16 protein-coding genes are annotated in these 11,716 nt (G+C 38.6%); 4 read left to right on the plus strand and 12 right to left on the minus strand.

All coding sequences use genetic code 11. From position 1 onward, the window contains the following. Positions 1-103 precede the first annotated feature (103 nt). From AC2JF8_RS08605 to AC2JF8_RS08660, 12 genes are all read right to left on the minus strand, one after another. A complete protein-coding gene (locus AC2JF8_RS08605) occupies positions 104-316 on the minus strand; it encodes a hypothetical protein (protein WP_500762722.1) in 213 nt (70 codons plus the stop codon). Next, a complete protein-coding gene (locus AC2JF8_RS08610; RefSeq protein WP_500762723.1) occupies positions 316-852 on the minus strand; it encodes a nucleotide modification associated domain-containing protein in 537 nt (178 codons plus the stop codon). The genes AC2JF8_RS08605 and AC2JF8_RS08610 overlap by 1 nt, the downstream gene beginning before the upstream one ends. Beyond that, complete coding sequence (locus tag AC2JF8_RS08615; protein ID WP_500762724.1) at positions 849-1,097, minus strand: hypothetical protein; 249 nt, start codon at positions 1,095-1,097, stop codon at positions 849-851. Before AC2JF8_RS08615 ends, AC2JF8_RS08610 begins: the two co-directional genes overlap by 4 nt. Positions 1,098-1,375: 278 nt before the next feature. Then, positions 1,376-3,688, minus strand: coding sequence for a phage/plasmid primase, P4 family (locus tag AC2JF8_RS08620; protein WP_500762725.1), 2,313 nt, complete (start codon positions 3,686-3,688; stop codon positions 1,376-1,378). Positions 3,689-3,719: 31 nt separating this feature from the next. Beyond that, positions 3,720-4,265 carry a DUF669 domain-containing protein gene (locus tag AC2JF8_RS08625; protein ID WP_500762726.1) on the minus strand — a complete coding sequence of 182 codons (546 nt, stop codon included), beginning with the start codon at positions 4,263-4,265 and terminating at the stop codon, positions 3,720-3,722. Further along, positions 4,253-5,626 carry a DEAD/DEAH box helicase gene (locus tag AC2JF8_RS08630; RefSeq protein WP_500762727.1) on the minus strand — a complete coding sequence of 458 codons (1,374 nt, stop codon included), beginning with the start codon at positions 5,624-5,626 and terminating at the stop codon, positions 4,253-4,255. The genes AC2JF8_RS08625 and AC2JF8_RS08630 overlap by 13 nt, the downstream gene beginning before the upstream one ends. Next, positions 5,589-6,284, minus strand: coding sequence for an AAA family ATPase (locus AC2JF8_RS08635; protein WP_500762728.1), 696 nt, complete (start codon positions 6,282-6,284; stop codon positions 5,589-5,591). Before AC2JF8_RS08635 ends, AC2JF8_RS08630 begins: the two co-directional genes overlap by 38 nt. Continuing rightward, the gene (locus AC2JF8_RS08640; RefSeq protein WP_500762729.1) at positions 6,284-6,544 is read right to left on the minus strand and encodes a hypothetical protein; all 261 of its coding nucleotides are present in this window, start codon (positions 6,542-6,544) and stop codon (positions 6,284-6,286) included. Before AC2JF8_RS08640 ends, AC2JF8_RS08635 begins: the two co-directional genes overlap by 1 nt. Further along, entirely contained in the window at positions 6,537-6,833 is a 297-nt protein-coding gene (locus AC2JF8_RS08645; protein WP_500762730.1) for a hypothetical protein, read from the minus strand. The genes AC2JF8_RS08640 and AC2JF8_RS08645 overlap by 8 nt, the downstream gene beginning before the upstream one ends. A gap of 229 nt (positions 6,834-7,062) precedes the next feature. Continuing rightward, positions 7,063-7,278 (minus strand): hypothetical protein, encoded by a 216-nt coding sequence (locus AC2JF8_RS08650; protein ID WP_500762731.1) that lies wholly within the window; start codon positions 7,276-7,278, stop codon positions 7,063-7,065. Between the two features lie 23 nt (positions 7,279-7,301). Continuing rightward, on the minus strand, positions 7,302-8,108 hold the full coding sequence (locus AC2JF8_RS08655; protein WP_500762732.1) for an ORF6N domain-containing protein: 807 nt from the start codon (positions 8,106-8,108) through the stop codon (positions 7,302-7,304). Between the two features lie 4 nt (positions 8,109-8,112). Then, the gene (locus tag AC2JF8_RS08660) at positions 8,113-8,316 is read right to left on the minus strand and encodes a helix-turn-helix domain-containing protein (RefSeq protein ID WP_500762733.1); all 204 of its coding nucleotides are present in this window, start codon (positions 8,314-8,316) and stop codon (positions 8,113-8,115) included. A 237-nt stretch (positions 8,317-8,553) separates the two neighbouring features. Between AC2JF8_RS08660 and AC2JF8_RS08665 the strand changes: the two genes are divergently transcribed. From AC2JF8_RS08665 to AC2JF8_RS08680, 4 genes are all read left to right on the plus strand, one after another. Further along, positions 8,554-8,913: a helix-turn-helix domain-containing protein gene (locus AC2JF8_RS08665; RefSeq protein ID WP_500762734.1), complete on the plus strand. Its 360-nt coding sequence runs from the start codon at positions 8,554-8,556 to the stop codon at positions 8,911-8,913. Positions 8,914-8,915: 2 nt separating this feature from the next. Further along, positions 8,916-9,737, plus strand: coding sequence for an ImmA/IrrE family metallo-endopeptidase (locus AC2JF8_RS08670; RefSeq protein ID WP_500762735.1), 822 nt, complete (start codon positions 8,916-8,918; stop codon positions 9,735-9,737). A 57-nt stretch (positions 9,738-9,794) separates the two neighbouring features. After that, positions 9,795-10,307: a DUF4352 domain-containing protein gene (locus AC2JF8_RS08675; protein WP_500762736.1), complete on the plus strand. Its 513-nt coding sequence runs from the start codon at positions 9,795-9,797 to the stop codon at positions 10,305-10,307. A gap of 131 nt (positions 10,308-10,438) precedes the next feature. Next, positions 10,439-11,596: a tyrosine-type recombinase/integrase gene (locus AC2JF8_RS08680; protein WP_500762737.1), complete on the plus strand. Its 1,158-nt coding sequence runs from the start codon at positions 10,439-10,441 to the stop codon at positions 11,594-11,596. Positions 11,597-11,716 lie beyond the last annotated feature (120 nt).

Consider the following 11,716-nt stretch of genomic DNA (forward strand, 5'->3'; position numbering starts at 1 on the left):
GTCAAACACAATCACACAATCGTCTCCCTGCAATTTTCTATGACAGTATTCACATTCAATATAGTCTTCCATGTTATTTCTCCTTTTTAATTAATTTCAATTTTTAATCCTTCGATTTCGAGTTAGCCGCAAGGTATAACAAAGCGGCTGTTCGTAATGCTTCCATTTCGCTATGTCCCGAGAACGCAATTAAATTAGCACTACTGGCTCCGATATCATGCTTATTGGCATAATTAGCGTTAGATTTATATATGTAATCTGTTGTCGTATAAGCCATCTCGCGTGCCTGCTGTTTAAATTTCTCGTCTTTAGTCATCAAAAGTAACTCCCTTTCTTAAATGCGTTTAATATTTCAATTCTGTTAACTTCGTCCAAATCTAGTGCGTTCATTAACTCAAATATCGATTTGAATCCTGTCATTTTTTGTAGTTCTGACTCGCCATAATTTTGTAATACATCGTTTAATGCGCTAATGAAATAACGATATTGTGAGCTTGCATGTAATAATCCTATCAGCTCTTTATTGCCACTAATAATGTCGTATGCCCTTTGAGTTTCTTCGTTACTGAAACAACTGACTTTTTCATCATGCTTGCTCAATTCTATATAATTTAAAATCGCATACCCAGCAGCATCTTTCCAAGTGTCCAGTAAACTCTCTGAGTTAACTGCCCGCTCACTGTTAAGGGTTAGCTGCTTAATTCGGTTTACCTTGTCAATAAATCTAATCAGTCCTGAAATTGCACCCAACTCGTTGAATGTTTCGCCGAAGCTGTCCCCATAATCATGATTTTTAGCAATTAATGTTTGTTTGAGTTCATCACACGCTTTTGTGATTAATTCTTCGTTCATTCGGGATCCTTTGAATTTTTAAAATAATTTTTTACTTCTAGATATTCTTTTTCAGAAACAATAATTTCCGTTCCATGATTAAAATTTTCATCTGTAACAATTCTATATTCTGGACATTTAAAAAACGGATCATCCAAGTTTGTATAATCTAGTCGATATAACATAGTTATACTTTTAGGCTTTAATATCCTACACGCTCCTAAAGCATCTGTTACTTTTAACGTATCCATTTTTACTACTTCCATAAACTTAACCTCTCGTATTATTAATTTTTATTTATATTTGTGACGGGTTGGCCCGAAATGTGACTAGTTCGTGACGGGTTTGTGACGGGTTTGCTTCTTACTCTCTCTAGTAATGTGACTAGTTGACTAGTTTTTCTTATATAAAAGATAAAAGTAAAAAATAAAATAATAATATAAAAGAGTGTTTTAAAACTCGTCAAACCCGTCAAACTCGTCACATCCTATGCGACTCTAGGTCTTTCAGGCTTACTCAACCCGTCACAAGTCGTCACAACCCGTCACCGATTGTTCCAATCAAAACTTGCTTGCTCATCTTTCAATCTGATACCCATATAGCTCCAACCGTCTCTATCATGTATTTTGGGTAATTTCTTTCTCATTTCTTTGCCAAATTTAGTCATCGACATCTGGTACTCCCTGGAATTTTCGGCCCACTCTTTATAGGAATCATACAAGTCTCTAGCTTTTATCTTGTAATCAGCCCCAGCTATACACATCTCATTGAGAAACGCATCTAATGGATCCATGCTTGCCCGGTAATCCTGACTGGCACTTCGCACACTCTCAGGTTCTTCCAAACCTTCGCGTTGCCACATGATTGCTCCCTGCACACACCAGTTTAAGATTCCGGTCCATTCTGATTTCAGTTTGTTTTCTAAGTTCTTGTCGACCTTGTCCTTGGGAATCTGCACGTTGAATGGAATAACCTTTAGTCTGCGCCAGATACCGTCATCGGTCCCCCTGATTAATGGCAGGTGGTTAGTGGCCATCCAGATTTTGAATTTTGGACTATATTCGAACTCTTTACCGTAAAGATAGCGGGCCAAGATTTTATCGCCACCAGTTAATTGCTTGACTAGCGACTCGTCCAGCCGTGAGCCCTCATTTGCTTCTGAACTAGTAACCAAGCGAGTGTTTTCTAGCCTGGCAATATCTGAATTAGCACTGCCATTGTTGTTGTGGACTACGATTGACTCCACGTTCATCTGCTTGGCGTAAGTGCCATAGGCGTTCCTAATCGTGTTCATGTAAACCGATTTACCATTGCGACCACCACCGAGACAGAGAAACATCACCTGCTCGGCGACTGATCCAGTCAGAGAATAGCCAGCGGCTTTTTGTACGTAATGAATCAGGTCTTCATCATTGTCAAAAATTTGATTCAAGAATTCTATCCATAACGGACAGTCTGAGTTGTCAGAATATTCGGCTGCGGTTTGTTCGCTAAAAAGCTTCTTAATGTCGTGATCTTTAAGTTCGCCATTGGTTAAATCGACGTAGCCTGATTCAGTGTTAAGCAACATGTTGTCCCGGTCAAAAGTGTCGTGATCAATCGTGACGTACTTTTTAAACTCATCAATCATGTGGACTTTAGCAATGTGCGACCGAGACTCCTTAACAAAACGATAAAACTCTTTCATTGCCTTGTCTTCATCGGTCTCAATTGCAAAGCTCAAGTCAGCCTTTTCAGCCTTGATTGAATCAACTACCTTTTCAGCGGCATTTTCGATGTACTGCCCGTTATCAGGCTCCCAATAGGAACCGTTGTAGTAGTACCATTGCTTATCATTGGCCAGCCACTTGAACACCTTGCCGAATTGATCATTGAGTCGCTGCCCTCTGCCGGTATCGTCCCAGGAACGGTGTGGCAGCTTATTCTTGGGCCTATTAAAGCTAAAAGTAGGCAAATCACTAGCACGACTCTTGGGATTGTAGATATTTTCGGCTTCATTGATGGCTTTATTGAGTAATCCAACACCGTAAGTGACAGCACCATGCTTTTCGTCATACTTATCGCGCATCAGGTCGCTACTACGGAAAATCTTGTCCATTTTATGGAAGTTGCGCCCGCACCAGAAGGCTAAGTCGTTGGCAAAGGCCATATCAGCCTCGCTGTGACTTGCATAGAATTGCTCCCAGCCGCCTTGCATGAACATGGTGAACCGTGTCCCTACCTTCGGTGAGGCCTCCGCACGTTTGATAATATCAGCCACCGATAAGTCTACCGGGGTAATATTGACCGTTTCTGGATGCAGTGCAACAACCTTATCTTTGCCAAACAGGTATTCGTAGAGCTTTTTCATCTCGGCCTCGCCTAGCGTTTGAATAGCCATATCATCGCTCATCGTATTGCCAGTCAGGGCAAAGAACCGTCCCGTCTGATACATTTCGAATTGGCCCTTGCGCCTGCGTCGACCGGGTATCTTACCCTTAAAAATAACATGGATACCCTCACCGGAAATCGATATTTCGCGGTAAGAATCTTTAGTTAAATTCTGAATATCGGCTACAACGTTCTGGTCGCCCTGGTAATAGGTTTCAAGTTCGTCCTTAATATGGTCAATATCCAGACCCACATAGCCGTTAGCAAAGTAGAAAGCCAAACCATCGGCATTTTGATATTTTTTCAATCCTGCTAGAGCAGTATCAAAGTCTGACCATGTTTTAGGGTCGTTACTCTTTCCTGGTGAGCCGTCCCAAGCATTGATGGGAATCTTGGTGAACTTATTGCGTTCAGGCATCCAGATTTTATGGAAATTCCCCCATTGATTTAACCTTTTTAATTCTTCCGGAACGTTGTTATAGTCCACTGCTTCACCTTCTCTCTACCTTCTAGCAAGGCTAGAATGGCATATCATCATCAGAAATTTCAATCGTGTCGCCTTGACCTTGGAATGGATCTTGCTTCAAGGGGTACTTGGTTTTGTGCCAATCGGAACCCTTGCCCTGGTAACCAGTCGCAAAGATTGCGTTCTGTTCCTGCTCTTCTCCTTGATAGGTGTTCTTGGTGACGTTAACTTTTACCCTGACTGCCTTGCCAATCGTGTATTGGGCAAAATCATTTTCGTTATTGATTTTAGCCATTTCTTTTTCGGTACCGCCGCAGGCAAAGTAAATATTAGACAGGTCCTGGTCGTTAAATTTTTCCTCTTCATCGTTGTACCAGATTGAGGTAAAAATGTGACGGCCGTGCTGCTTGGCATTGGTCTTGACCAGTTCTTTGACCTGGTCCAAGTCTTTGCGGATTACCATGTTAAAACTAATATTTTCATGACCATTCTTTGAGGTCCTTACTTCAGCGTTCTTGATTACTACTTCGTAAATTCCTGCTGGAATTAAGCTGCTTTCCTCGTTTGTTGGTTTTACGTTTCCATTTAAAAATCCCATTTTAATATCTTTTCCTTTCGTCCTTTAAAAAAATTATTCTCTTTTGCACGGTGCCAGGCCCAGCCTGCTTTATAACCGTGCTTTTTGGCATAAACATATAAATCTTTCACGTTATCGATGTCCTTAGGATCCATCGCCGCAACTTCTTCTTCGTGTCTTTCTTGTTCCTTAATTGCCTGCAGCTCGGCCTCCTTGTCTTCTTTGAGTTTTCTAATTTCAGCTTCAAAACTGTAACCACACAAGGGGCAAGTGATGTCTTGCGCCATAATTACCGCAAAACAGTTTGGGCAGGTTTTAATAGCTATTCCGCCACTCCCCTCACCGTGTGGGTTTCGTTCCCGGTCATCAAGCGACCACGCTCGTCCTTGGTCTGGTAGGCCAAAGCGGCTGAAATTGTTAACTTGGTCGATAATAATTGCCTGCTTATTGGGCTGATAGCGCATTGCTCGCATCGCCTGTTGCAGGTACACTACCAGGCTCTGCGTTGGTCTTAGCAATACCACACACGAGCAGTCAGGGACATTAAAGCCTTCACTGACAAGGTCAACATTGCAGAGCACCTTAATCTTGCCCGCCTTAAAGTTGGTCATGATTTGTTCGCGCTCTTTAGCTGGTGTCTTGGCATCGGCATGCTTAGCAATGATGCCAGCTTCATTAAATTCTTCAGCTACTTCCTTGCTGAAGGCAGTTGAGTGACAGTAGATTATTGTCTTGCGGTCTTTAGCAAACTGTAGCCAGGACTTGATAATGTCGCCGCGGATAATTGTCTTGCTATATTGATCCATTGACTTGCTGGTATAGTCACCCGTTGAACTCTTTTTAAGCACTTGGCTATTTCCAAGCGGATAACCATATAGCGTAAATGGTGCTAGTCTCTGATGTTTGATTAGCCAAGATACACTCGGACCCTCAATCATTTTTGAATAAATATCTCGGAACCCTTTGCCAGATAATCGCCAAGGCGTTCCAGTAAAGCCAAGTTTTGGTACATCCCTAAAATAATCAAAAATCTTAAGATAAGTCTTGGCTCGGCTGTGCTGCGATTCATCCACAATTATCAAGTCAGGTTTAGGTAGTCGCTCGAGCCGATTAGCCACCTTGCCGACCGTCATAATCGTGCATAGTTCTAAATTGACGCTTTGCTCAGCAAATGAATCCTTAATCTGACGAACCAACTCTTGCCGATGAACAAAGAATAAAACTCTATTACCTCTGTTCGTTGTCAGTCTGGCAATCTCACTAATCACAATTGACTTGCCAGAGCCGGGCGGACTAACAATCAATACACCTTTATTACCATCAGCTAAAGCAGCTCTAGTTTCTTTAACTAGATTTCTTTGATACTGGTAAAGCTTCAACATTGTTGAATAGCTCCTCGGCCTTGCATCCCTTGCGGTCGTCTAATCTGTTCTTGGCATAAGTGCCGGTCGTACCCTGCATGATTAATCCACGCTCCCCTGTTTTAGGCTTTTGAATTAAGCGGGCCACTACATCGCAATTACCCATCAGGTAATCTCTGGCGCTGTCTCTTAAGTCAGGGCCATATTCTTCAAACTCTTGGCCCGTTTCATCGGTAATTTTCATACGGTGTTCCCAGGCTGTAACTAGGATGTTAATGTCATAAGAGAATAGTTTGGAAATAAGTCGGATTACCCAGTTAACAAACTCGCCGTAATGCTGCATCTTGTTATCTAAGCCGTTCTTAGTTTCCTTGGCCATTTCGATAAACCACAGTTTCTGCAGGTTGGAAACGTTGTCGATTACCAGATTGTCATATTTGTCAGCTTTAAAGTCTTTGACAAATTCTTCAATATCTTCAATTGGTCTTCCTGGATCAACCGCCCAAATATCATTGTTATTTTGCCAAAACTTGATGCGGTGAAAACTGTCGTCCAGTGATAATAGATAAGTCTTGCCGGGCAGGTATTGACTGAGTGTAGTTTTGCCCACACCCGCCACACCGTAAACTAACCATCTATATTTAGGCTTCTCGTCTTTACTCCATTGATATGCAGGCATTACTCATCCTCCTTAATCTCTTTCTTTTTTAACTCATTCCAAATCTGTTGCTCGGCTTCGTCAAACATTGCCCTAACAACGTTCTGAAACTGCTCGGTTGACCGCGCATGGTATGATCCTGGCATCCCCGGTCGGTTCTTCTTCAAAAAGCTAATTGCGCTGCCATAGGTCTTCTGTTTTAGAGCCTCGTTCTTCAGGCGCACGGTCCATAATTCGATTGATTTTAATGTTTCGTCTTGCCATTCGATAAAGTCATTCATATCGCTCACCATCCTTCATTTCACGTCCGTCAAAGTATTCTCGGGCTAGGTCGTACCAATTTTCACCGTATGGATTGTTCCAAATCTCGGCAAAATCGTTCAGCAAGTCCCAAAAATCTTGGTGTCCATACGGCTGGTCAGCATAATAGCCTAGCCGCTCAGCGTACTTTTTTAAATTGTTTATGTTCCAGGCTTGGGCCACCACGAAGTCCCGTGGGCTATCGTAGTCATCGCCCTTCTCGCCATAAGTAGCGGTATAGCCCGTCGTCTCTGTACCTATACACTCCATCGTGTTATAATTCTCCTTAGATATTTATATTTCTAAGTCCGACTGCAATCGGACTTTTTTTATGTTCCGGGTAACCTTTCTGGCCCACTTAAAAATAGATAAGCTAGCAGTGGTACAAACACCGCTACTAGTATTAGCAGAATAGCTAATCCCTCTTCGTTGCTTAACGGCCGTTTGAACGTATCGATCAAGTCGAAATATGTGTTTAAAAATCTTGTCCATCGTTTCATCATTCCATACCCATCAATTCGCGTTTTTTCTTTTCACTTCTGTCTTCAATAAATTCTTGCCATCTATTCGCTTTAATTAAGGTATGTCGTAATCCATCCAAAATCACGGCATCACTAAATTTGGATAACAAACATTCATTTCTGCGCTCATAAAACGTCGTATTTTTGTAGTGGTATCTATCCATTATTTCTTTTTTTGTTAACAAGGGTTCCATAGATTAATTTTTTCACCTCCTTTCTACTTTGCATTAGAGTTGAATTCTTTCTTAATTGTCTGCATCCCCTTCTTGGTGTACAGCCATACAGGAACTTCCTTAGGAGAATACTGTGACTTGCTAGTAGCCCATCTGCCGTATTCATTTTGGCCCGGTTGTTCCGACTTAAGCCCTAATTCGTTAGCAATCATTCCAATTTTCTTGCCACTTGTACTTAGTTCTTTAGCAATTTCACCTGCCGAATAATACTTTTCTTTTAGAATCGGGATTTCCATTTCACCTGTTAAAGTTTCAGCGCCTTTAGCAATTAGTGCCTGTTTAGACGATTCAGAACTTGTGGCCATAGCTAACTTATAAAACATGTTTGCTTTACGCGTGGCTGCGTTCTCTTCCATGATTGATAAACGTCTTTGCTGCACGAGTGATGGTTCATTACTCTTAATTGCAACTCGCATGTTGAAGTAGTTATCAACCAGCTGATCGTAGATATCCCACGCTTTGTCATCGTCTAAAATCTTCAGTAGCTTTGCGTAGCCGCGCTCAGACAGCAGATAGACGTGATTCGCATTACCCCATTGAGCCTTGGTAAATCCATACTCAGAAAACAAATCGTTCGGAACGATTTGTTTTAAATCCAATAAATCTATTCCATTTCTAAATCTGTTTATGTTCCTATTTATCAGTTCATTTATTTCCCGGTTTTCTCTTTCATGTATCTGTGCAATGTCCTTAACGAGCATCGCCTTTTTGTTTTTTCCAAATCCACCTTCAATTCCAGTGAATTCAATTTTTCCGATACGTTCTTTTCCAAGAACTTTTAATTCTTGCATCTTACTAACCTTCCTTTCTAGCTAAGTTAAATAGATATTGTGTTGTCACTCCAAGATAATCAGCAACTTCTTGTAACGAATCTGCTCTTGGAACGCTTTTATTCCATTTACTGATCAAACCATTTGACAGGTGCAAGTCTTTTTCTATTTGATAAATAGACTTATTATTTTTATCAGCAATGGTTTTGACAGCTGTATACAATGACATTCTTTCGCCTCTTTTCTAAATAATTATATTGACAAAATATTAGAAAATGTTCTATCATGTAAGTATGCTAAATAAGCCATATTAATGGTTTCTTACATTTAAAACAGTTTACTTAGGTTCATCAAATCTTTTTTTGACATCTATTGATGAACTACGCTTAGTATAATCGAACGTTTTCTAAAATGCAAGTGGTTTAGCATAGAATATTTTATAAAAATAAATAGTGTGAGGAAAATCATGAGTGTTAAAGATAACGTTATCAGGCTTTGGAAAAATAAAAGGCCTGATATTCAATCTATTGCAGAGTTAGAAAGAAAAATGAATTTAAGCAACGGCTTAATTCAAAAGTGGGATTCAAAAACGCCGTCAACCAAAAGTGCACAAAAGGTGGCAGATTTTTTCAAAGTTCCCTTAAGCGATATTTTAAATGACGTTTCTGATGATTCTGTAAAATTAGATGTAGATGATCAAGAACTTTTAACCTTGTTTAGAAAGACAACAGAGGGAATGTCTGAAAATGAAATAAAAGATTTGACTAGTGCCATGGGAATCTTAATGAATACTGCAAAAGAGATTATTCATAAAAGAAGGCAATAAATATGGCAATCGAATATAAAGTTATTAGTCATGATGAATACGATTATTGTAATGAGGTTGCTAATGATATTTTAGAAGGTATATCGAATAAATATAATATTATAAAAAATAAAATATACTATAAATATGTAATTGATTATTTAATTGAAGTAGCTGGTCCATCTGATCTCTGTTTATTTGTCAGCAAAAAATTTTGCGATTCACCATTCAAATTTAACAAAATAAATCCCAATAGCTTAAGAATTACCTATAATTACAAATTCAGTACACAAAACATACCTCTACATGCTGAAACTATTGATGTTCTACCGGGGAACTTTTGTCAAATTGTAAGTGGGTTTACAATTTTTCCTCGAGATGGATCTATTATGTTTTTAAATGCAGAAACCAGAACTTGGGCAAGAACTATTTTTACAATTATTCATGAATTAGTTCATTCTTATCTAGCAACAAGTAGACCTGATTACAAAAAGCAAGTGGCTCTGATCAATCAAACAAACCTAAAAGGAAATCCATATCCAGACGATTTACAATTAATTGAAGCGGAAACTAATACTATTTCTTCATTGCTTTATGCCCCAACTTGTTCCTTACAGAAAGAAATCATGAACAAAGGATTTTCAGAATTATGTTACAAATATGGTATGAGTTGTTCAGCTATGCATAACAGATTATTTAATTATTTTTATCATGATTACAATTTTGCTTTTTATTCAGCTAAACGAGCAGTATTCGCTTTTAGAAATGAGAACAAAGAAGAAATCGAAAAATTAAGAGAATTCCTTAATAGTGAGTATTTAGAAACAAATGATTTGTTTTTCTAGTCGTTTCTGTCCACCACGCCAGCGACGTTAAACCTACGGTTAGTATTTTAGGAGGAAATGATGAACAAGAAATTACTAGTAGCGGCTACCACAGTCTTAGCGGCAATATCGTTAACAGCCTGCAGCTCTAACAATGACACTCAAGGCGGAACGAAAGTTACCAAGTCCGCCAAGAAAAAGGCACAGCCAAAAATCAAATTTTATAAAAAGGGCGACACTGTAAAGGTTGGCAAAGTTGAATACACGCTTAAATCGGCTGTTAAGACCAGTGAACGTAATGAATTCGAGGATAGCAAGCCTAAGAACGTGATTAAGGTTGTTTACCACGTTAAGAATGACACCAAGAAGGACCTCTCTATTGGTAGTGATGTGGATGCATACGGTCCCGATAATTCAAAGCTCAAAAGCTATCCGGTAAGTGATACTACGTTGGATTCAATTGCTCCGGGCAAGGAAGCCGACGTTATTACCGGATTCGGTTCTAAGAAATTAGGCTCTTTTGAATTACACTTTAAGCCACTGGCTGATTTTGATTCACAGTCAGCCAAGTTCAAAGTTACTATAAAATAAATATTCTTAAGCAAAACAAAAGGCCCTTAAGAACTCGTCTGGCTAACTTACTCTTAAAGGCTCGTCGTGTAAAGCAATAGCAGAGCTATCGTTCTGCCCTATTTTAGCATATTTTTAGGGAGTAAAACATCATGGTTAAATATTATTCGCCACAAGTTACAGCGCTCGACAATGGCAAGTATAAATACTCGATTCGATACCGTGACCCTTCCTTCAAGGGGGTTCACAAAAAGTCAGTTACTATTACAAAAAACACCACATTTGCTAAAAATAAGGCAGAAAAAGAAGTTAAGAGGAAGATAGAAAAACAACTTTCTGAGTTTTCATATCAGCCCATTACTTTTAACGAATTAACTCCAAAACTACTTAATCAATGGCAAAAACAAGGTATCGCTTATAAAACAATCGAAAGTTATAAATCAGTGATTTCACTAATCAACAATATCTTTGGCAATCAGATTATTTCTCAAACAAAACCAAGCCAAATTAACAAATTTATTAATAATAGGCTATACCAAAACAATTTATCAAATAGCTCTGCTCGTCACTACTTGATAGTGTTTAAAAAGATCTTCAAATATGCAAAGCAGTATGGCTACATTGAAAGAGATATAACTTCTGAGGTCACAATAGACTTCAAAGAAGAAAAATATAAAAGAATGAATCGAGTTGAAACGTGGTATTTGACGGATAACGAGCTTCAAATTATTTTGAATTATTGCATAAATCATGAAAGAATCGATTACTATGATTTTTTCATGTGGCTGTATCTAACTGGTATGCGTGTAGGTGAAGGTGGGGCAATTTTAGTGAAGGATGTTTCTTTAAGGGGAGATACTTATTTTGCTAATGTTAATGGAACATTAATAATGCAGAATGGAAAAGGTGCAATTAAGCAGAATTCTACAAAAACCATTCGCAGTTTAAGAGACGTTTCTTTACCTGACAAAGCTGTTGAAATTTATCAAAGAAATTCAAAAAATAAGTCTCCGGAAGATTTTTTATTTATCAATAAAATCAGCAACAACCCAATGACTTATAGTGCTGTTAATTACTTCCTTAATAAAATTTGTAGAGAAGAAGGAATTAAAAAACATATAACTTCTCATATATTTAGACATACGCATGTTTCAAAGCTAGCTGAAGAAGGATTTCCATTATATGTTATCTCGCAAAGAGTTGGACACTCGAGTGAAAGAATTACTAATCAAATTTATCTACACATTACTCAAAATGCACATAAAAAATTCGATAGCAAAATCAAGAATATGAATTTTAAAATCAAATAAATTTGTCCCTTTTGTGTCCCTTTTAATTTTTTGATAGTTAATTTATCGTATAAAATCCCTGTATACCTAAGATTCTATAAATTCTACTTTCTACCAACCGATTATGAAAAATAGATAATT

Source organism: Lactobacillus sp. CA30L, assembly GCF_059900845.1.